Source organism: Kribbella sp. NPDC048928 (assembly GCF_043197975.1).
GTDB lineage: Bacteria > Actinomycetota > Actinomycetes > Propionibacteriales > Kribbellaceae > Kribbella.
Map to the genome: position 1 here is coordinate 551,569 of NZ_JBICUC010000004.1, position 19,252 is coordinate 570,820.

General features: G+C 68.5%; 20 protein-coding genes. 10 read left to right on the plus strand and 10 right to left on the minus strand.

The annotated features are described in order from the left end of the window. Position 1: 1 nt before the first annotated feature. The 3 genes from ACGFI6_RS20630 to ACGFI6_RS20640 all read right to left on the minus strand — a co-directional run bounded on the left by ACGFI6_RS20630 (position 2) and on the right by ACGFI6_RS20640 (position 2,634). Positions 2 to 361, minus strand: a complete 360-nt coding sequence (locus ACGFI6_RS20630; protein WP_393120723.1) for an NADH-quinone oxidoreductase subunit A — start codon at positions 359 to 361, stop codon at positions 2 to 4. Between the two features lie 97 nt (positions 362 to 458). Next, positions 459 to 1,772 carry a geranylgeranyl reductase family protein gene (locus tag ACGFI6_RS20635; protein ID WP_393120725.1) on the minus strand — a complete coding sequence of 438 codons (1,314 nt, stop codon included), beginning with the start codon at positions 1,770 to 1,772 and terminating at the stop codon, positions 459 to 461. A 163-nt stretch (positions 1,773 to 1,935) separates the two neighbouring features. After that, entirely contained in the window at positions 1,936 to 2,634 is a 699-nt protein-coding gene (locus ACGFI6_RS20640) for a demethylmenaquinone methyltransferase (protein ID WP_393120726.1), read from the minus strand. A gap of 142 nt (positions 2,635 to 2,776) precedes the next feature. Between ACGFI6_RS20640 and ACGFI6_RS20645 the strand changes: the two genes are divergently transcribed. Both ACGFI6_RS20645 and ACGFI6_RS20650 read left to right on the plus strand, forming a co-directional pair. After that, on the plus strand, positions 2,777 to 4,039 hold the full coding sequence (locus ACGFI6_RS20645) for an isochorismate synthase MenF (protein WP_393120728.1): 1,263 nt from the start codon (positions 2,777 to 2,779) through the stop codon (positions 4,037 to 4,039). Between the two features lies 1 nt (position 4,040). Then, positions 4,041 to 4,658, plus strand: coding sequence for an MBL fold metallo-hydrolase (locus ACGFI6_RS20650; RefSeq protein ID WP_393120730.1), 618 nt, complete (start codon positions 4,041 to 4,043; stop codon positions 4,656 to 4,658). Here the strand turns inward: ACGFI6_RS20650 and ACGFI6_RS20655 are convergent. Further along, on the minus strand, positions 4,637 to 5,383 hold the full coding sequence (locus tag ACGFI6_RS20655) for a GNAT family N-acetyltransferase (RefSeq protein WP_393120732.1): 747 nt from the start codon (positions 5,381 to 5,383) through the stop codon (positions 4,637 to 4,639). The genes ACGFI6_RS20650 and ACGFI6_RS20655 overlap by 22 nt on opposite strands. Before the next feature lie 36 nt (positions 5,384 to 5,419). Further along, complete coding sequence (locus tag ACGFI6_RS20660) at positions 5,420 to 5,947, minus strand: GNAT family N-acetyltransferase (RefSeq protein WP_393120733.1); 528 nt, start codon at positions 5,945 to 5,947, stop codon at positions 5,420 to 5,422. A gap of 56 nt (positions 5,948 to 6,003) precedes the next feature. On the opposite strand from ACGFI6_RS20660, the gene ACGFI6_RS20665 reads away from it, so the two are divergent. The 4 genes from ACGFI6_RS20665 (at position 6,004) to mptB (ending at position 10,400) form a co-directional block, all read left to right on the plus strand. After that, a complete protein-coding gene (locus ACGFI6_RS20665) occupies positions 6,004 to 6,633 on the plus strand; it encodes a PadR family transcriptional regulator (RefSeq protein WP_393120734.1) in 630 nt (209 codons plus the stop codon). A gap of 406 nt (positions 6,634 to 7,039) precedes the next feature. Then, the gene (locus tag ACGFI6_RS20670) at positions 7,040 to 8,029 is read left to right on the plus strand and encodes an ATP-binding cassette domain-containing protein (protein WP_393120736.1); all 990 of its coding nucleotides are present in this window, start codon (positions 7,040 to 7,042) and stop codon (positions 8,027 to 8,029) included. Beyond that, positions 8,026 to 8,790, plus strand: a complete 765-nt coding sequence (locus tag ACGFI6_RS20675; protein WP_393120738.1) for an ABC transporter permease — start codon at positions 8,026 to 8,028, stop codon at positions 8,788 to 8,790. The genes ACGFI6_RS20670 and ACGFI6_RS20675 overlap by 4 nt, the downstream gene beginning before the upstream one ends. Before the next feature lie 206 nt (positions 8,791 to 8,996). Beyond that, on the plus strand, positions 8,997 to 10,400 hold the full coding sequence (mptB, locus tag ACGFI6_RS20680) for a polyprenol phosphomannose-dependent alpha 1,6 mannosyltransferase MptB (RefSeq protein WP_393120740.1): 1,404 nt from the start codon (positions 8,997 to 8,999) through the stop codon (positions 10,398 to 10,400). On the opposite strand, the gene menD is transcribed toward mptB, so the two are convergent. The 3 genes from menD to menE are packed head-to-tail and all read right to left on the minus strand — an operon-like array spanning position 10,387 to position 14,038. Continuing rightward, the gene (gene menD / locus ACGFI6_RS20685) at positions 10,387 to 12,027 is read right to left on the minus strand and encodes a 2-succinyl-5-enolpyruvyl-6-hydroxy-3-cyclohexene-1-carboxylic-acid synthase (RefSeq protein ID WP_393120741.1); all 1,641 of its coding nucleotides are present in this window, start codon (positions 12,025 to 12,027) and stop codon (positions 10,387 to 10,389) included. The two genes, mptB and menD, sit on opposite strands and share 14 nt — an antisense overlap. Next, positions 12,024 to 12,950 (minus strand): o-succinylbenzoate synthase, encoded by a 927-nt coding sequence (locus ACGFI6_RS20690; protein ID WP_393120742.1) that lies wholly within the window; start codon positions 12,948 to 12,950, stop codon positions 12,024 to 12,026. Before ACGFI6_RS20690 ends, menD begins: the two co-directional genes overlap by 4 nt. After that, a complete protein-coding gene (gene menE / locus ACGFI6_RS20695) occupies positions 12,947 to 14,038 on the minus strand; it encodes an o-succinylbenzoate--CoA ligase (RefSeq protein WP_393120745.1) in 1,092 nt (363 codons plus the stop codon). Before menE ends, ACGFI6_RS20690 begins: the two co-directional genes overlap by 4 nt. Positions 14,039 to 14,159: 121 nt before the next feature. On the opposite strand from menE, the gene ACGFI6_RS20700 reads away from it, so the two are divergent. Then, positions 14,160 to 15,032: a 1,4-dihydroxy-2-naphthoate polyprenyltransferase gene (locus tag ACGFI6_RS20700; RefSeq protein ID WP_393120747.1), complete on the plus strand. Its 873-nt coding sequence runs from the start codon at positions 14,160 to 14,162 to the stop codon at positions 15,030 to 15,032. 3 nt (positions 15,033 to 15,035) lie between these two features. Here the strand turns inward: ACGFI6_RS20700 and ACGFI6_RS20705 are convergent, their stop codons facing one another. After that, on the minus strand, positions 15,036 to 16,205 hold the full coding sequence (locus tag ACGFI6_RS20705) for an FAD-dependent oxidoreductase (protein WP_393120749.1): 1,170 nt from the start codon (positions 16,203 to 16,205) through the stop codon (positions 15,036 to 15,038). A gap of 78 nt (positions 16,206 to 16,283) precedes the next feature. On the opposite strand from ACGFI6_RS20705, the gene ACGFI6_RS20710 reads away from it, so the two are divergent. Next, positions 16,284 to 16,730: a MarR family winged helix-turn-helix transcriptional regulator gene (locus ACGFI6_RS20710; RefSeq protein WP_393120751.1), complete on the plus strand. Its 447-nt coding sequence runs from the start codon at positions 16,284 to 16,286 to the stop codon at positions 16,728 to 16,730. Beyond that, positions 16,730 to 17,515, plus strand: coding sequence for a hypothetical protein (locus ACGFI6_RS20715; protein ID WP_393120753.1), 786 nt, complete (start codon positions 16,730 to 16,732; stop codon positions 17,513 to 17,515). Before ACGFI6_RS20710 ends, ACGFI6_RS20715 begins: the two co-directional genes overlap by 1 nt. Positions 17,516 to 17,546: 31 nt before the next feature. Here ACGFI6_RS20715 and ACGFI6_RS20720 read toward each other — a convergent pair whose 3' ends face one another. Next, positions 17,547 to 18,137: a TetR/AcrR family transcriptional regulator gene (locus ACGFI6_RS20720; protein ID WP_393120755.1), complete on the minus strand. Its 591-nt coding sequence runs from the start codon at positions 18,135 to 18,137 to the stop codon at positions 17,547 to 17,549. Positions 18,138 to 18,247: 110 nt separating this feature from the next. Between ACGFI6_RS20720 and ACGFI6_RS20725 the strand changes: the two genes are divergently transcribed. Further along, the gene (locus ACGFI6_RS20725) at positions 18,248 to 19,222 is read left to right on the plus strand and encodes an NADPH:quinone oxidoreductase family protein (protein WP_393120758.1); all 975 of its coding nucleotides are present in this window, start codon (positions 18,248 to 18,250) and stop codon (positions 19,220 to 19,222) included. Positions 19,223 to 19,252: the final 30 nt, after the last annotated feature.

Here is a 19,252-nt window from a genome sequence, read left to right on the forward strand (position 1 = left end):
GTCAGTCCCACTCCAGTCCGCCGCGCCGCCACACGTAGGTGTACGCGACGAAGACGGTGACGATGAAGATGACCATCTCGACCAGCCCGAACAGTGCCATCTGGTCGAAGGCGACCGCCCACGGGTAGAGGAAGATGATCTCGATGTCGAACACGATGAACAGCATCGCGGTGATGTAGTACTTCACCGGGAAGCGGCCACCGCCGACCGGCTGCGGGGTCGGTTCGATGCCGCACTCGTACGAGTCCAGCCTGGCCCGGTTGTAGCGCTTCGGGCCGACCAGCGCGCTAATCGTGATGCTGCCCGCAACGAAGAGCAGCGCGAGCACACCAAGAGCGAGAATCGGTGTATATGGGTGCATCGCTCTCGTGCTCCCTCCTTCAGCCGGTGTTCTGTCTGTGTCTGGTGTTACCAGTTGTTATCAGTACTGCTGTGGCTCAGCTCACCCGACCCACCGCTCAGGCGGCAGGAGCGAGCTTGGTGAGCCCGTTGATGATCTTGTCCATCACGTCCCCGTCGCGCGGGTCGGTGAGGTTGGCAAGCAACTTCAGGGTGAACTTCATCAGGGTGGTGCGCGGCAGACCGTACTTCGTGCAGAGCCGCATCACCTCCGGATTTCCGATCAGCTTCACGAAGATCCGGCCGAGCGTGTAGTAGCCGCCGTACTCCTGCTTGAGCGCCTTCGGGTACGCCGAGAGCGCGCGCTCGCGCTGGTTCGGCTGCCGGCGCAGCGCCTGGGCGGCGACCTCGGCGGCGAGTGCCCCGGACTCCATCGCGTACGGGATGCCCTCGCCGTTGAACGGGTTGACCATGCCGCCGGCGTCGCCGAGCAGCATCAGGCCGCGGGTGTAGTGCGGCTGCCGGTTGAAGCCCATCGGCAGCGCCGCCCCGCGGATCGGGATGGTCTGGAACTCGTCGCGGAACTGCCACTCCTCCGGCGTCACCTTCAGCCACTGCTTCAGCAGGTCGGCGTAGTCGACCTTGCCGAACGCGTCGGAGGTGTTCAGGATGCCGAGGCCGACGTTGACAGTGCCGTCGCCCATGCCAAAGATCCAGCCGTAGCCCGGGAGCAGCACCTTGCCGCCTGGCTGCTTCGGGTCCGCGGCCCACAGCTCCAGCCAGGACTCGAGGTAGTCGTCGTGCGTACGCGGGCTGGTGAAGTACGTCCGGACGGCGACCCCCATCGGGCGGTCGTCGCGCTTGTGCAGCCCCATCGCGATACTGAGCCGCGACGAGTTGCCGTCGGCGGCCATCACCAGCGGTGCCCGGTACTCCAGGTCGTCACCCGCGCGGCGACCGTTGTCGTCGACCGGCTTGGCGGTGACGCCGACGATGTTGCCGCGGCTGTCGACGATCGGGCCGGTCACGTTGGTCCGCTCACGCAGCCGCGCGCCGGCCTTCTCGGCCTGCCGGGCGAGCATCTCGTCGAAGTCCATCCGGTTCCGGGTGAGGCCGTAGTTCGGGTGGCTGGACAGGTCCGGCCAGTCGAGCTGCAACTGGTGCCCGGCGCCCTGGATGCGGAGGCCGTAGTTGCGGATCCAGCCGGCCTCTTCGGAGATGTCGATGCCCATGTTGATCAGCTGCTTGGTGCCGCGCGGGGTCAGCCCGTCGCCGCACACCTTCTCCCGCGGGAACGCGGTCTTCTCCAGCAGCAGGACGTCGAGACCGGCGTTCGCCAGGTGGTACGCGGCTGCTGATCCGGCGGGTCCGGCACCGACGACGATCACATCGGCGGTCTCCGCCTGCTGCCCGCTCGGCACGCTCTGGCTCATCTCTTCCCGGCCTGGATTGGGGGCTGTGCGCTCGTCCGTGCCCATTAGTGAAGGCATTCACGAACCCTCTTCACCCGACAGTCTAGGACTGCCTGACGTGGACACGAAACTCGCCCCAACCTCCTTGCAGGCAAGCCATTTACGCTTAAGTTCCGTTGCGTAATTAACTGGGCTTGACGCCCCGGTGGATGGCCACCAGCCCGCCGGTCAGGTTCCGCCACTGGACCCGGGTCCAGCCGGCCTCCTGGATCGCCCGGGCGAGGGGCTCCTGCGGCAGCCAGGCGCGGGTCGATTCGGCCAGGTACTCGTACGCCTCCGGGTTGGTCGAAACCACCTTCGCGACCGCCGGCACCGCGCGCATCATGTACTCCAGGTACACCACGCGGAACGGCTTCCAGGTCGGATGCGACTGCTCCAGGACGACGAGCCGCCCGCCCGGGCGGGTGACCCGGAGCATCTCGGCGAGCGCGACCGTGACGTCGTTCACGTTCCGCAGCGCCCAGGAGATCGTCACCACGTCGAACATGTCGTCGGCGAACGGCAGCCGGAGCGCGTCGCCGGCGATCAGGTCCAACTCCGGGTGCCGACGCTTGCCGACCGTGAGCATGCCGACCGAGAAGTCGCACGACACCACCTCGGCGCCGGACTCCCGGAGCCGGATGCTGGACGCACCGGTACCGGCCGCCAGGTCGAGGATCTTCATCCCCTTCCGGGGCGCGATCTCGGCCAGCGTCGCCGGCCGCCAGTAGAGCTTCTCCAGCCCCATCGTCGCGACCGCGTTGGTCCGGTCGTACCCCTCGGCCACGTTGTCGAACATCGCCGCCACGGCCTGCGGGTCCTTGCTCAGGTCTGCACGCGTCACCTGTCTAGTTGATCACGGGGTGGAGCGGCACCGAAATTGTGTGGACAGCGGACAGGCATACTCTTGCGTTTCGTGAGTGCATCTCCAGTGAGCCGTCCGGCCACCGCGACCCGGGGCCGGGGCACGAGCGAGGAGTGGTGCTGTGAGCTTGTCTGACCCGATCGTGAGCCAGGCTCCGCGTCTGGTGATTCGCAGCCAGGCCGTCGACGGCGTGTCGGCGCAGCTGCTGGACCACCTGCCGGACGCCGGCGGGCTCGCCTGGGTACGGCGGGGCGACGGGCACGTCGGCTGGGGCGTCGCCGCCCGGCTGGACGTTGCCGGGAGCAACCGCTTCGAGAAGGCCACGTCCTGGTGGCAGGAGCTGACCGGCGCGGCCGTGGTCCGCGACGAGGTCGGCGTGCCGGGCTCCGGGCTGCTCTGTTTCGGGTCGTTCGGGTTCACCGACGACGACCCGAGCGAGCTGGTCGTTCCCGAGGTGATCGTCGGCCGCCGGGCCGGCACCACCTGGGTGACCACGATCTCGCCGGCCAGTTCGCTGGTCGCGCCGCCGGATCTCGAGGTGCACGAGCCGTCCCCGGTCTACGACGTGACGTTCGCGGACGGCGCCCGGACCGGGACCGCCTGGTCGAGCATCGTCGCCGACGCGGTCCGCCGGATCACCGCGGGCAACCTCGACAAGGTCGTACTGGCCCGCGACCTGATCGCGATCGCCGAGCAGCCGATCGATCTGCGCTGGCCGCTGCACCGGCTCGCGACCGCGTACCCGAACTGCTGGACGTTCTCCGTCGACGGCCTGATCGGCGCCACGCCCGAGCTGCTGGTCCGCCGCGAGAAGGGCCTGATCACGTCCCGGGTGCTGGCCGGCACGATCCGGCGGACCGGCGACGACGCGCACGACCTGGCGCTGGCCGCGTCGCTGGCCCGGTCGAGCAAGGACCTCGAGGAGCACGAGTACGCGGTCCGCTCGGTCGCCGACGCCCTCGAGCCGCACTGCAAGTCGATGAACGTGCCCGAGACGCCATTCGTCCTGCACCTGCCGAACGTGATGCACCTGGCCACCGACGTCGCCGGTGTCGCGAACAACGGCGCCTCCGCCCTCGGGCTGGCCGCCGCGCTGCACCCGTCCGCGGCCATCTGCGGTACGCCGACGCCGGTCGCGCGGGACCTGATCGGTGAGATCGAGGGCATGCAGCGCGGCCGGTTCAGCGGACCGGTCGGATGGATGGACGCCACCGGCGACGGCGAGTGGTGCATCGCGCTGCGCTGCGGCCAGGCCGACCCGGACGACGCCCGCAAGATGCGGCTGTTCGCCGGGGCCGGCATCGTCGCGGGGTCCGACCCGGACGCCGAACTGGCCGAGACGAACGCCAAGCTCGTTCCGATGAGAGATGCGCTAGGAGACTGAGTTGAAGCTCACGAAGTTCGCACATGCCTGTGTCCGGGTGGAGAAGGACGGCAAGGTCCTGCTCGTCGACCCGGGATCGTTCAGTGAGGACGCGGCGTTCGAGAAGGCCGACGCGATCCTCGTCACGCACGAGCACCAGGACCACCTGGACGTCGACCGGGTGGCCGCACTCGACGCGCCCGTCTACACCAACGCCGGCGTGGCCGCGCAACTGACCGCGCTCGGCGACCGGGTGCACGTGGTCGAGGGCGGGCAGTCGTTCGACGCGGCCGGGTTCTCGGTCAGTGCCTATGGCGAGGACCACGCGGTGATCCTGCCCGAGTGGGGCGTGCCGTGCGAGAACATCGGCTTTCTGATCGACGACGCCGTGTACCACCCGGGCGACTCGTTCACGCAGCCCGACCGGGCCGTCCACACCAACCTGGTGCCGATCTCCGGCCCGTGGTTCTCCCTGCCGCCCGCGGTCGACTACGCGCGCGCCATCAAGGCGGAGCAGCTGGTCGGCGTCCACGACGCCTTGCTCAGCCCGATCGGCCTGAACATGTTCCAGCGGTTCCTCAACACCGACGAGCTCCCGTACCACGGCCTGACGCCGGGTCAGACGCTCGAGATCAGCTGAAACCTCCGCAGGTCGGCAAGGGCCTCGAAGCCGACCTGCTGATAGACGCGATGCGAATGCGGGTTGCCGAGATCTGTCCGTAGGCAGATCTCGGCCGGCTGCAGGTTCTGGGCCACTTGCGCGGTCAGCGCAGCACCGTACCCGCGTCGTCTGAGGTACGGCGGCGTGTAGATCGGTCCGAGCCGTACGACGCCTGCGCGCGGTCGGCGATGCCCGGCCAGCGCCACCGGTCCGGCCCCGTCCTCGAACACCCACAGGCGGCGCTCGTCGATCATTCGCCGGACGCGTGTCAGCGGCCGGGTCATCGTCCAGCCGCGTTGCGCATCCTCTTCACGGGCCATCGCGGTCAGCCAGTCCGCACACAACTCCGTCTCGGCCTGCCGGGCGAGGCGGGCGCTCCCATGCGTGTCCGGGACCTTCAACTCGCCGAGCCGATACAGGCGTACGCCGCCGCGCTCCTCGACTCGTTTGCCGACGGCAACGGCCCACGCCGCGGCGAAGGCCCCGGCGACCTCGCCCTCACCCTCGACCGCGGACGACTCCGGCGCCGCGTCGAGCAACGCGGTCACCAAGTTGTCGACCTGATCGGGCGCAACGGCGCCCAACCGGATCCCCCGCGGCTCGCGTGCCACGGCGGTGGCGCCGCCAAGGGTTTCCACCCGTACGCCGCCGGCGTCCAGTTCCTCGAGCAGAACGACGTGCCGAACCGGATCAAGCGACGACATGGCTGCTCCGGGGATCGTGGACTGCGCTGGCGGTCATCAGGTGAAGTCCACATCGACGAAGTCGGCGACCGGGCGGTAGCCGGCCTGGTGGTAGAGCTTGTTCGCGGTCGGGTTGGCCAGATCCGTGTAGAGGCAGGCATAATTGCCCTCAGCAAGTATTCGCACGGTCACGTGACTGGTGAGCGCTCCGCCGTACCCGCGCCGCCGATGCTCCGGCGGGGTGTGTTCGATCAGCTTGTGCAACCGGGTGCCTCTGCCCTCGGTCGCGTTCACGTTCCGCAGCTCGGGCAGTACGTCGGCGTACGCCTCGGCGACCGGCTGGGCCAGCTCCGCGCGCAAGGCGCCGAGGTTGACGCCGCGTCCTGGTGTACGCGTCGCGGCGCCGATCATGTCCGGGTCGTGGACGGAAACGAAGTACGACGGCTCGTTCTCGGCCTGCGCGCTGCCGTTCGCCCGCTCGTGGACGTTCGACATGATGATCGTGTGCAGCACCGGATCGCTTTGCAGGAAGGGGAAAACCGTCTTCCCGAACGACTGTGGATCGCTTGTTACGCGGACCTCCATGCCTCGGAGCGTACGCCTGCGGGCGTTCAGCAGTCGTACCGATTTACACTGCGACCATGTCCACCACGCGGTTGTTGCTGCTCGGGGTCGTGCGGATCTTCCAGCCGGCGTACGGGTATCAGCTGCGGCGTGAGCTGCTGACCTGGAACGTCCAGGACTGGGCGAACATCAACCCCGGCTCGATCTACACCGGTCTGCGGACGCTCGCCAAGCACGGCTACCTGCAGGAGATCGAGCAGGACGGAGCACACCGGCCCGGACGTACGTCGTACAAGCTGACCGCGGACGGCGAGACCGAGTACTTCTCACTGCTGCGCGGCATGTTGTGGACGGTCGACGGGTTCCACCCCGACAAGATGCAGGCGACGATCAGCTTCATGTGGTCGCTGCGCCGCGACGAGGTGATCGCCGCGCTCGAGGCGCGGATCAGCCAACTGGAGGCGCTGCTCAAGTCCGAGCCGTTCGCCGAGCGCCAGATCAGCGAGGACCCCGCGACCCCGAACCACGTCGTCGAGATGTTCCGCATCACCTCGGCCCGCGACCGCGGTGAACTCCAGTGGACCCACGACTTCCTGGCCCGCGTCCAGGCCGGCGCCTACGCCTTCGCCGGCGAACCCGCCGACTGGGTCCCCTCACCCGGCCAAATCACCGCGTGGGGCGAAATCCCGAGCCCCCCATCCATCTGACCCCCCACCCCGTCACCCACCCACCCCGTCGCACCCACCCCCGCTCTCGTCGAGTCGTGGGATTTGGCTGCCATCCCGAACGCCGAGTCGTGGATCGTGGTCGGTTTCCCCAGCCATTTCCCACGACTCGACGATCCGCCCCTGCCGCGAAGGCCCCTCGGACGGATGCACGAGGACCGGAGGCACCAGGTGGAGCCTCCGGGCCCGGCATCGGGTGGATGGTGCCGCCCCACAGACGCGCCGTTTCAGCGGTTAACCGCTGAGCTGGTGGGTTGTCCGCCGTCATACCGGTGGCGAACCCACAAGCTGAGCGGTTATCCCCTGAACGCCTGCCGCCGGCCCGACGCGGCGAGAACCGCGTTAATCAACATTGACTAGTCAATGTTGAGCATTCAGACTGGGGCGCATGATGATCGAGGCGCGCGGGTTGGTGCGGACATTCAAGACGAAGCGGGGGGCGGTACAGGCCGTTCAGGGGGTTGATCTGGATGTGGCCGATGGGGAGATCGTCGGGTTCCTGGGGCCGAACGGGGCCGGGAAGACGACGACGCTGCGGATGCTGGCGACGCTGATCAAGCCGACCAGCGGTACGGCGACGGTGGCCGGCTGCGATCTTGCGAAGGATCCGGTCGGCGTCCGGCGCGGGATCGGGTACGTGCCGCAGAGTGGGTCCACGCTGCCCGAGGCGGTTGCGGGCGACGAGGTGGTCGATCACGCCCGGCTGTACGGCGTACCGAAGGCGAAGGCTGCGGCGGACGGGCAGCGGCTGTTCGAGGAGCTGGATCTGCCGGGGCTGTGGCGACGGCAGTGCAAGACGCTGTCCGGCGGGCAGCGGCGCCGGCTGGACATCGTGATGGGCCTGATCCACGATCCGAAGCTGATCTTCCTGGACGAGCCGACCACCGGCCTCGACCCGCAGGCCCGGGCGAACCTCTGGGACCACATCCGCGGCCTCCGCGACCGGGGCGCCACGATCTTCCTCACCACGCACTACCTGGACGAGGCGGACGCCCTCTGCGACCGGATCCTGGTCATCGACCACGGCAAGATCGTCGCCTCCGGTACTCCGGAGAACCTGAAGCAGCAGGTCTCCGGTGACGCGGTCCGGCTGAGCCTCGCGGATCCGGCGCAGGCGCCGTCGGTGATGAAGATCGCCGAGGCGCTCGACGGTGCGACGCAGGTGGAGACCGACGACGACGTGGTCGGGTTCCGGATCCCGCGCGGCGGTTCGGTGCTGCCCGCGCTGCTCCGCTCGATCGATGCCCAGGGCATCGAGTTGCACGGCGTCGAGGTGCATCGCCCGACGCTCGACGACGTGTTCCTGACCATGACCGGCCGCTCACTGCGCGACGAGGACGCGGCGGCCCCCGAGGAGAAGAAGGAGACCGCCGCGTGAATGTCCTGCGGGAAACCTGGATCGTGTTCCACCGGGCGATGCGGCTGTCGCTGCGGAATCCGATGTGGTCGATCCTGATGCTCAGCCAGCCGCTGATGTACCTGTTCCTGTTCGGCCCGCTGCTGAAGCCGATCACCGCGCAGATCAGCCAGGGCGCCACCACGAACGCCTACCAGGTGTTCATTCCCGGCCTGATCGTGCAGCTCGGCATGTTCGGCGCGATGTTCGTCGGCTTCGGCCTGATCGCCGAGTACCGGGCCGGCGTCATCGAGGCCGACCGCGTCACGCCGGCCTCCCGGATCGCCTTGATGGCCGGGCGAGTACTGCGCGATGTCGTGGTGCTCGTGGTGCAGTCCGTGCTCCTGCTGCTCGCGGCACTCCCCCTCGGCCTCCGTGCTCCGTGGGGCGGCGTACTGCTGTCGCTGGTGATCGTCGCACTGCTCGGCGCCACGTTCGCCTCGCTGTCGTACTCGGTCGCGCTCATCACGAAGAGCGAAGACGCCCTGGCTCCGCTGCTGAACGGCATCGCCATGCCGCTCCTGCTGCTGTCCGGCATCCTGCTCCCGATGCAGATCGGCCCGACCTGGCTGCAGCGGCTGTCCGACATCAGCCCGCTCAAGCACGTGGTGAACGGCGTCCGGGCCCTGTTCCGCGGCGACATCGGCAGCTCGTCGTCGCTGTGGGGCCTGTTCTGGGTGGTCCTCCTGACCATCATCGGCCTGACCGTCGGCGCCCGGACGTTCCGCAAGGAATCCGCTTAGGGTGCGTCTCCCGATTCCACGCCGTAGCGAGCAGGTGCTCGGCGGAGTGCCTCGGTGAGCGGGAGTGGAGGGTTCGATGTGGGTTTCATCGTGCCCTTCGCTCCCGCTCAGCGAGGTGCCCGCCGAGTGCCGCGCAGTAGGCGGGGAATCGGGAGACGTACCCTAATGTTCATCGACGCGTCGCATGGGCGGGCTACGGTCCGCTCATGCGTTCGCCGATGGTTCGCGGGGTCGTCGGCTCTGTCGTAGTCGCTCTCGCGAGCCTGGTGACGTCGGTGGTGCCTGCGTCCTCGTGGGTCGCCTCCATCCTGCTGCGGCACTCCTTGACCGGCCGCATGGTCGGGCTCACGTTCATGGTCGCCGGGCTCGGGCTGATGGCCTGGGCCTGGCTGACCGTGGGCCGCCGGGTCATGATGGGCGAGCGGTTCCCGCTGGTACGGATGACGACGTACTGGAGCATCCCGCTGCTGCTGGCGCCACCGCTGTTCAGCCGCGACGCCTGGAGCTACGCCGCGCAGGGCGCACTGGTGGCGAAGGGCTACAACCCGTACGACGTAGGGCCCGGCGTGCTGTCCGGCCACATCGTCGAGGCTGTCGACCCGATGTGGATGCAGACACCGGCACCGTACGGTCCGCTGCCGCTCGCGTACGGCGGTCTGGTCGCACACCTCACCATGGACCCGTACGTGCTGATGCTGGCGCACCGCCTGCTCGCCGTACTCGGCATAGCGCTCATAGCGTGGGCTGTGCCGCGTCTAGCGACCGCATGTCGCGTTGATCCTGCCGTTGCGACCTGGCTGGTCGTGCTGAACCCCATGCTGATCACACACGGCATCGGGGCGGCCCACAACGACATCTTGATGCTGGGACTGGCCTGCAGCGCCTTCGCGCTCGCCCTGACCGGCCACTGGGGTACGGCGGCAGTAGTAGCCGGCGCTGCCGCCGCGGTGAAGCTGCCAGGCGGGCTGGTTGCTATCGCTATCGCCGCTGTGATGAGTCCTCTGGCCGGGCGGCTGCACCGCTTCGCCAGTCTGGTCATTGCGGGTGCGGTGTCGGTACTGACACTCGTCACCATCGGAGCACTGACCGGTGTGGGCTCCGGCTGGCTCGGTGCGCTCGACGTACCCGGACTGGTCCGTTCACCGTTCTCCATCGCCAACCTGATCGGCATGGCCGCGTCCGGCGTACTCGGCTGGCTAGGCGACGATACGGCTGCCGCACAGGCGCTGCAGATCGTCCGGCTGGTCGGCATGGTCGCGGCACTCGGTCTGATCGCGTGGCTGAGCCTCCGGTCCTCGATCCACTACGCAGCCCGGGCCGTAGGAGTCGCACTGCTCGCGGTGGTCGTACTCGGGCCGAGCGCACACGACTGGTACTTCCTGTGGTGCCTGCCGTTCCTCGCTGTCGCCCGCCCCGGCCGGCGCCTGACGACGATCATCACCGCGGTCAGCCTGATTTTCACGATCGCCGCGCCCCTCAACTCCTCGCTGCGCGGCGCGACGATCCCGATCCTGACCACCACCGCCCTGGTGATAGCGATCGCGCTGCCGTTGCTGAACCACCTACGTACGTTGCAGCCGGCCCAGAAGGTCCCGGTTACAGCTGCTTGAGCGCCTCGACCAGCGACTCGTTGAGCGGGCGGTGGCCGTCGCGGGAGATCTGTACCTCGACCACGTCCAGCCCGGCGATCGTTCGTACGAGCACCGCACGCAGCTCGTCGGCCGTCCGCACCAGCGTGTACGGCGTCCCGCTGGCGGCGCACAGCGCGGACAGGTCGACGTTGTGCGGCGTACCGAAGACCCGCTCGAAGTGCGTGGCGTGCGTCGGATCGCCCTGCTCGAGCGTGGAGAAGATGCCGCCGCCGTTGTCGTTGACGACCACGATCCGCAGGTCGGGGCGGGCCTCGTCGGGTCCGATGACGAGGCCGTTGCTGTCGTGCAGGAAGGCGAGGTCACCGATCAGCGCGTACGTCGGGCCCGCGTTCGCCAGCGCGGCGCCGACGGCCGTGGAGATGGTGCCGTCGATCCCGGCCAGGCCGCGGTTGGCGATCGTACGGATCGGGACGACCGGGGCGAGGTCCAGGTCGCGGACCGGGTTCGAGGAGGCGACGACCAGCATGCCGTCGGCGCCGGCCGCCGCGCCCACGAGTGCCGCGACCCGCGGCCCACTGAGGCCGTCCGCGAGCACCTTGCCGATCGCCGGGCGGGCGAGCTCGTCGGCGTGCTGCCAGCGGGCCAGCCAGTCGGTCGGGTCGGGCCCGGTAACCTCGAGCCCGGTCACCACAGACTTCGCGCGGCGCGCCGGATCCGGCCACAACCCGGTCGGCGACACCACAATCACCTCGACGTCCGGCCGCGCCAGCAGCTTCGAGATCGGCCGCGACAGCGTCGGGTGGCCGTACACGATCACCCGCTCGATCTCGTCCCCGAGAGAGCTTGCCTGCAGCAACAACCGGTACGCCGCAACAACTGCGGGCCCCGTCCGCGCGCGGCTGGACGGCTCCGCGAACAACGGCCACTGGCCGGCTTCGGCAGCCAGCCGGGCCGCCTGCGATGCCCCATCCCCCGCAACGACGACAGTTCGGGGTCCTGGGGACACTGCAGCAGGCTGACCAGTCGCAGCATGCACAGCGGTCCACGGCCCAGTACTGCGGCCAGCCAACGGCTCCGGCCACTCAGGACCATCAGTAGGCACCAGGGGCTCGCTGAAAGGACAGTTGAGCTGCACAGGTCCCGGGTCGGCGGAGCGGGCACCTGTCGCGTTGGCTACGGCTCTCGCGACCTGCGAGCGCCAGTACGCGACCTGTCCGATCTCACGTACCGGCGTACCCATCTCGTGGAACATGCGGACCGCTGAGCCGAACACCTTCAGTTGGTCGGTCGTCTGGTTCGCACCGCTGCCTCTCAGCGCAGGTGGGCGATCAGCGCTCAGCACGATCAGCGGGAGCCCGCTGTGCGATGCCTCGAGTACGGCGGGATGCAGGTTCGCTACTGCAGTGCCAGAGGTTGTGACGACAGGTACCGGTAGACCGGTCCCCCGCATCAGCCCGATGGCCAGAAAGCCCGCCGTACGTTCGTCGATGCGCACGTGCAGTCGGAGACGCCCGTCACGATCGGCAGCCGCGAGTGCGAGAGCCAGCGGGGCGCTACGGGAGCCGGGAGACACCACGGCCTCCCGTACGCCGCAGCGGATCAGCTCGTCAACCACCACAGTCGCGAACGCGGTGGACGGGTTCATCCAGCACTCCTTACTCGGGACAGGCGCTCTTCCCACACCTGGGTCCGCTCTGCGTCCGCCTGTGCGGCCTGCAGTAGTTCAGGATCCGGGGCGACACGTTTGACCGGCAGGAACCCGTTGACGGGCAGCAACGGCTCAGCCACGACCTCTCGGGTGAACATCGACACCGTGGCGAGGCCGCACGCGTACGGGAGCTCCGGCAACGCGGCAGCGAGTGCGACACCGGCGGCGATGCCTACGGAGGTCTCCAGCGCCGACGACACCACTACCGGCAGGCCGATCTGCTCGGCGATGTCCAGGCAGGCACGGACACCACCGATTGGCTGCACCTTCAGTACTGCGATGTCAGCGGCGTCCAGCTTCTTGACCCGCAGCGGGTCCTCGGCTCGGCGGATCGACTCGTCAGCGGCGACAGGTACGCCAGTACGTCGCCGTACGTCGGCCAGCTCCTCCACAGTCGCGCACGGCTGCTCGACGTACTCCAGGTCGAATCGCTGCAGCTCTTTGAGGTTCTTCACGGCCTGGTCCACCGACCACAGCCCGTTGGCGTCGATGCGGACCTGTCCGCTGCCGATGGCGTCCCGTACTGCCTCAACACGTTCCAGATCGTCGGCGAGCGTTTGACCTGGCTCAGCCACCTTCACCTTCGCCGTACTGCAACCGGATGCTCTGACGATCTCAGCCGCCTTGGTCGGTCCTACTGCGGGCACAGTGCAGTTCACGGGTACGTACTCGCGTACTGGCGCCGGCCAGCCGTCTTCGGCGGCCTCACGCGCAGCGCGTAACCAGGAGACACAGGTGGCGTCGTCGTAGTCCAGGAACGGACTCCACTCCGCCCAGCCCGCAGGACCCTCGTACAGCATCCCCTCGCGCACCGTGATGCCGCGGAACTTGTTCTTCAGGCCGATCGAGTACGTGATCACCGCACGCCCTCCAGCAACCGCTGCCGATCCACCTTGCCCGAGGCAAGCATCGGCAACGCGTCCAGCCGCACAACGTCTCGTGGCGCCCAGGTCCGTGGCAGTGTCTCGCTGACCCAGTCGCGCAGCTCGTCCCGGGCCGGCTCACCGACGACGAACGCGACCACCCGCGCCCCCCACTCCGCATCCGGAACGCCCAGCACCACAGCGTCCTTGACCTGTGGGTGCTCCAGCAGCCGCGCCTGCACGGTCGTCACCGTCACGTTCACGCCACCCGAGATGACCACGTCGTCCACGCGCCCGACGACCCGCAGCCGCCCGTCGACGATCTCACCGCGGTCCTGCGTCCGGAACCAGCCGTCCCGCAGTACATCGGCCGTCAGCTCAGGACGCAGGCGGTACCCGGAGAACAGCGTGCTGCCCTTGATCAGGATGCGCCCGTCGTCCAGGTCGATGGACGTACCGTCCAGGGGCACACCGGCGTACACACAACCGCTCCCCGTCTCGGTCATGCCGTACGCCGGGATCGCGGTGACACCGGCCTCGGCCGCACGTCGCTTGAGCAGCTCCGACGTCGACGCACCGCCGATGATGATCGCGTCGAACGACCGCAGCGCATCGAGGTCCGTGTCGAGGTACCGCGCCAGCTGCGTCGGGACCATGGCCGTGTAACGCCGTGCACCGGTGAGCTTGCGGGCCGCGGCAGTGAAGTTGTCCTCGACCAGCACTGGCGTCGTACCGGCGACCAGGGAGCGGGTCAGGATCTGCAGGCCGCCCACGAAGTACGGCTTCATGGGCAGCAGCCACTGCCCCGGGCCACCGAGCCGGTCGTGGGTGGCGGCTGCCGATGCGAGCAGCGCGTCCCGCGACAGGAGCACGCCTTTGGGCTCACCGGAGGACCCGGATGTGGTCAGCACCACAGCGCATCCGTCCTCGACCGGCTGGTCCGGTGCGGCCGCCTGGCGCACCCGCGCGGCCCCGGCGGCATCCTCCGGCAGCGGCGCGAACGGCGTACCGCTTCCGTCGAGTACGTCGGTCAGCGCGGACAGCACCGCATCCGGCGTACCGGGAATCAGCCGCAAGGTAGACATGACAGTGAAGAGCGTACGGCCCGCCCTCGGCTCGGGCCCGATTCCGGGCACGTTGGAGAGCTACACCACACCCGCGGCCCGCTGCTGCCGGTCGGCCGTACGACTGACAGAATCGACGGTCATGGCTACCCCTGCCCAGTGGATCGAAGGCGCCCGCCCTCGCACCCTGCCCGCCGCGATCTCGCCCGTGCTCGTCGGAACCGGCGCGGCCGCCTACCTGGACGGCTTCGTCTGGTGGAAGGCACTGCTCGCTCTCGGCGTCGCCCTGGCGCTGCAGATCGGCGTCAACTACGCCAACGACTACAGCGACGGCATCCGCGGCACCGACGAGAACCGTGTCGGCCCGTTGCGCCTCGTCGGCTCCAAGGTCGCCACACCGACGGCGGTGAAGTCGGCCGCCTTCACCTGCTTCGGCATCGGCGCAGTGCTGGGCCTCGTACTGAGTGCGACGACCACGTGGTGGTTGCTGGTCGTGGGGGCGGCCTCGCTGCTCGGTGCGTGGTTCTACACCGGCGGTAAGAAGCCGTACGGCTACAGGGCGCTGGGTGAGGTCAGCGTGTTCCTGTTCTTCGGTCTGGTTGCTGTGCTCGGCACGACGTACGTCCAGGCGGAGACGCTGAGCTGGACCGCGGTCGCCGGCGCTGTGTCGATCGGCTCGATCGCCTGTGCGCTCCTGGTCGCCAACAACCTCCGTGACATCCCCACCGACTCCGTCACCGGCAAGAGGACGCTGGCCGTAGTCCTGGGCGCTGCGGGGTCCCGCCGTCTGTACGCCGCGTTGACTGCGCTGGCGTTCGTCCTCGCCGCGGTCTCCGCAATCGCCACGCCCTGGACCCTCCTGGCTTTCGTCGCCCTTCCTCTGGCCGTGAAGTCGACCCGGGTCATCCTCAGCGACGCAGTGGGTCCCGCACTGATCCCCGTACTCAAGTTCACCGGACTCACCGAGCTCCTGTACGCCATCGGCCTCGGCATCGGCCTGGCCCTGGGCGGCTGACGGCTAGCGGTAGTCCGGGAGTGTCAGGGCGCTGTGGGCTTCCTGTCGGTCGGTTCTGTCGGCGGTTGTTGAGCGGAGTGCACTGTTGCGCGCGTCGATGAGCTCCTGGGTGTCAGGAGCCAGGCTGCTGCGGCCGATGTCGACCAAGGCCTGGTTCTGCTCCACGAAACCGCGGATGCGCTGCTCGTAGGCGGTGAAGGCTTCCGCGTGGTCGGCGTGCGTCGCCAACTCGCCGGCCAGTACGTACGCGCCGACCAACGCGACGCTCGAGCCCTGCCCGGACAGGAACGACGTCGCGTACGCCGCATCGCCAACCAGAGCGACCCGTCCGCGCGACCAGGTCGGCATGTGGATCTGGCTGACCACGTCGAAGAACAGGTCGTCCGCCTCACTCATCGCCTGCACCAGCCGCGGTACGTACCAAGCGTCCTCCGGGAACCTGGACGCGACCAGCTCACGCTGCGCCTCCGGGTTGCGGAACGCCTGGTACGGCGGCTCCTCCTGGCGGAACGTGAGGAAGCCGTGGACGGCGTCGTTCGGTTCGGATGCGTACAGGACGGCAGCGCGGCCGGGGACGTTCCAGACGACGCCCTCGTGGGACAGGCCGAAGTCGTTCGGCAGGGTGAAGCCTGCGAACGCGTAGCCGATGTAGCGGTGGTACTGCTCCTCCGGGCCGAAGACGAGACCGCGGGTGTTGGAGTGCAGACCGTCCGCCCCGATGACGAGGTCGAAGCTCTGCTTGTCGCCACTTTCGAAGACGACGTCGACCCGGTCGCCGTGATCGTCCAGCGTCGCGATCGAGTCGTCGAAGCGGAACCTGACGCGGTCCTTGATCGGCTCGTACAGCGCGTCGGCCAGGTCACCCCGCCGTACCTCGAGATCCAGTCCCTCCACTCCGCCGGCCAGCGTCTCCGGCTTGAGCGCCGCGATCGGCGTGCCGTCCGGTTCGACGAAGCCGATCCTCCGGGTGCCGACGTGCGCCTTCTGCAGTCGTGCCGTCAGATCCATCCGGTCGACGACGTCGCGCGCCGTGCCGCGGATGTCGATCGGGTACCCGCCGCCGCGGATCGCGCCCGACTTCTCGACGACGGTCACCTGGAACCCGTACCGGTCGAGCCAGTACGCCAGGGCGGGCCCGGCGATGCTCGCGCCGGAGATCAGAACTGTGGTCATGATGGAGACCTCTCCCAGAAATATGTACCTTAGGTATCTAGTTGCTCCAGGATAAACATACCTAAGGTAGGTAATCAAGTGACGGACGAGCTGGACTTCCTGCCACGACTCGCGCAGGTGAGTACGGCGATCAACCGGGGCCGGCTGGCACAGCAGGCGACCGAGGCAACCGGACTCGCCCTCGATCGGCCGGCGATGTCGATCCTGCTGACGCTCTCGATGGCCGGCGCCCCGCTGCGCGTCGGCGAGATCGCGGAACGGATGCAGGTGGTCGGCCCGCACGTCACCCGGCAGGTGCAGGCGCTCGAGCAGCGCGCCCTGGTCCGCCGGGTCGCCGACCCGAGCGACCGCCGCGCCAGCCTGATCGAGGCGACCGAGACCGGCGCCGAGGCGGCGAACCGCTACACCTCGACGATCGTCGGCTGGTTCCGCGGCGTGATCGCCGACTGGCCCGAGCACGACCGCTCGGAACTCGGCCGCCTCCTGTCCAAACTCGCCGACGACGTCGCTGAGAGGCTCTCCTGATGACCTCGCCGCCAACTCTGCCGCCCCTGCCGCCTGCCGTCCGGGAGCTCACCGGCCGCTTCCTGACCGAGGTGGACAGCCGCCTCCCCGGCCGCCTGACCGGCCTCTTCCTGCACGGCTCCCTCTACTGGGGCGAGTTCTTCCCCGGCAGTGACGTCGACTTCGTAGCGGTGTGGGACGAACTGCCCGATCTCGACCTCCTGGAGGAAGCGCATGCGGCCGCCAAGTCGGACCTGACCTTCGACGGGTTCCACTGCACGGCGGCGGATCTCGCGACCGACCCGGCGCAGCTCCCACCCCGCCCGGTGTTCTTCGAGGGCGCGTTCAACCCCGAAGGCAGCATCGACATCAACCTCGTCACCTGGCACGAACTCGCCGAACGTCCGGTCGTCGTCCGCGGCGAGGTCCCGCCGATCTACACGAGTAGCGACGAGCTGATCGCCTTCACCCGCAACAACCTCGACACGTACTGGCGCGGCCTCGCCGGGAAGATCGAGGCCGCCGGCCTAGATGCCTTCGGCAACAATGACGCCGCTGTCACCTGGGTGACGCTAGGTGCTGCCCGCCTCCACCACGTCCTCACCACCCGCACCCTCACCTCAAAGAGCGGCGCCGGCCGCTACATCGCCAACTCCCTCGACCCCCGCTGGCGCAAAATAGCCCACGAGGCCCTGAACCTCCGCGAGTCCCCCAACACCCCCACGCTCTACAAATCCCCCACCCAACGAGCCAAAGACACCCAAGCCCTACTCACCTGGATCCTCCAGGACGGCACCGGCCACTAAATCCTTGCCGGTTGGATGATGAGGATGTGGGTCATGTGGTCAGGGTGTTCCAGGCGGCCATCGCGTAGGTGATGGTGGTTTCTAGTTGGGGGCGGGTGGCGCCGTCGCGGGCTTGGATGGAGAGGCCTTGGACGACGGTGGTGTAGTAGCGGGCCAGCGGCTCCAGGACGGCCTTCGGTACGTCGGGGTCCTGGGCGAGGCGGTCCTTGATCTCGAGGTACATGCCGTGACGTCCTTCGGCGAGGAACTCGCGGACCGCGTGGTTCTCCACGGCGCCGGTGGGCGAGGCGAGGATGAGCATGCAGTAGTGCGGGTGTTCGGGGTGGGTGATCTGGTCGGCGGTGGCGCGCAGCATCGCGTGGATCGCCTCGCGGGCGGACCGATGTTCGCGGAGGGCGCGGCGCGGCGGCTCGCCGGCGGTTGCACCGTACAGGGTCATGACCTGGCGGAACAGGTCTTCCTTGCTGCCGAAGTACGCGTAGATGCTGGCCGACCTGATCCCCATCGCCGCGGCCAGATCGCTCAGCGAGGTGCCCTCGTAGCCGCGTTCCCAGAAGACGTCGAGCGCCTGGCGCAGCGCGACGTCCGGGTCGAACGTCCGCGGTCTGCCGCGAGTCGCCATCAGCCGTCCTTCCAGATTTATTGGTCGATCGACCAAGTTTAGCTTGACCACCGCAGCTCGCGGTGCCACGCTTTGTTGGTCGATCGACCAAGAATACTGGAAGGATGCCCATGCGCGCCCTGCAGCAGCTCTCCCTCGACGGACCGTCGGCCCTGAAACTCGCCGACGTTCCGGTCCCCGCACCCAGCCCGGGAGAGGTCCTGCTCCGGGTCGTTGCCGCCGGCATCAACTACGTCGACATCTCCCAGTCGTACGGCACCTTCGCCAACGGGCCGCGCCCGCCGTACACCGCCGGAGTCGAGGCCGCCGGCGAGGTGATCGCCGTCGGCGAGGGCGTTCAACTCGCGCCCGGCACCCACGTCATCGGAATCTGCATCGGAGGCGGGGCATTCGCGGAGTACGTCGTCCTGCCGGCAGTCGCCGCACTACCCGTACCGGAAGGCTGGACCGACGAACAAGCGCTGGGCCTCGTCGTCAACTGGCCGACCGCACTCGCCGCCCTCAGGCCTTTGGGCCGACTCAGCGCCGGTGAAACCGTCCTGATCCACGCCGCAGCAGGCGGAACCGGACAGGCTGCCGTCCGACTGGCAAAGCACTACGGCGCAACGGTGATCGCAACGGCGTCACCCGAGAAGCACGAGGTAGTACGCGCACTCGGCGCCGACCACGTCCTCGGCTCCCGCAGCACGACCCTCGCCACCGACGTACTGCACCTCACCGACGGCGCCGGAGTCGACCTGACGCTGGAATCGATCGGCGGCCCAACCCTCGAAACCAGCCTCACCGCCACCAAGCGAGTCACCGGCCGCGTCGTGGTCTCCGGCCTACCAGCCGGCGAATCCGCCGTCACCAACTGGGACCTGGTCTACAAACACCAACTCCACCTCATCGGCCTCAACCTCGGCGTACTGATCCAACAAGCACCGCAGATCTTCGGCGAAGTAATGCGCGAACTCTTCACCCTCCTGGCCACCGGCATCATCCCCGCCGGCACCCCCACCACCCACGACCTCGCCGACGGCTCCAAAGCCCTGACCGCCCTCGAATCCCGAACCACCACCGGCAAACTGGCCATCCACCCCTAAGGACAGGAGGTGGTGGGTGGGGAGGTAGTG

What these genes read in the sequence shown, in the direction of transcription:
- ACGFI6_RS20630 (WP_393120723.1), bottom strand. Translation starts at nt 361, where the DNA reads ATGCACCCATATACACCGATTCTCGCTCTTGGTGTGCTCGCGCTGCTC.
- ACGFI6_RS20635 (WP_393120725.1), bottom strand. Translation starts at nt 1,772, where the DNA reads ATGAGCCAGAGCGTGCCGAGCGGGCAGCAGGCGGAGACCGCCGATGTG.
- ACGFI6_RS20655 (WP_393120732.1), bottom strand. Translation starts at nt 5,383, where the DNA reads ATGTCGTCGCTTGATCCGGTTCGGCACGTCGTTCTGCTCGAGGAACTG.
- ACGFI6_RS20660 (WP_393120733.1), bottom strand. Translation starts at nt 5,947, where the DNA reads ATGGAGGTCCGCGTAACAAGCGATCCACAGTCGTTCGGGAAGACGGTT.
- ACGFI6_RS20665 (WP_393120734.1), top strand. Translation starts at nt 6,004, where the DNA reads ATGTCCACCACGCGGTTGTTGCTGCTCGGGGTCGTGCGGATCTTCCAG.
- ACGFI6_RS20670 (WP_393120736.1), top strand. Translation starts at nt 7,040, where the DNA reads ATGATGATCGAGGCGCGCGGGTTGGTGCGGACATTCAAGACGAAGCGG.
- mptB (WP_393120740.1), top strand. Translation starts at nt 8,997, where the DNA reads ATGCGTTCGCCGATGGTTCGCGGGGTCGTCGGCTCTGTCGTAGTCGCT.
- menD (WP_393120741.1), bottom strand. Translation starts at nt 12,027, where the DNA reads ATGAACCCGTCCACCGCGTTCGCGACTGTGGTGGTTGACGAGCTGATC.
- menE (WP_393120745.1), bottom strand. Translation starts at nt 14,038, where the DNA reads ATGTCTACCTTGCGGCTGATTCCCGGTACGCCGGATGCGGTGCTGTCC.
- ACGFI6_RS20700 (WP_393120747.1), top strand. Translation starts at nt 14,160, where the DNA reads ATGGCTACCCCTGCCCAGTGGATCGAAGGCGCCCGCCCTCGCACCCTG.
- ACGFI6_RS20705 (WP_393120749.1), bottom strand. Translation starts at nt 16,205, where the DNA reads ATGACCACAGTTCTGATCTCCGGCGCGAGCATCGCCGGGCCCGCCCTG.
- ACGFI6_RS20715 (WP_393120753.1), top strand. Translation starts at nt 16,730, where the DNA reads ATGACCTCGCCGCCAACTCTGCCGCCCCTGCCGCCTGCCGTCCGGGAG.
- ACGFI6_RS20720 (WP_393120755.1), bottom strand. Translation starts at nt 18,137, where the DNA reads ATGGCGACTCGCGGCAGACCGCGGACGTTCGACCCGGACGTCGCGCTG.
- ACGFI6_RS20725 (WP_393120758.1), top strand. Translation starts at nt 18,248, where the DNA reads ATGCGCGCCCTGCAGCAGCTCTCCCTCGACGGACCGTCGGCCCTGAAA.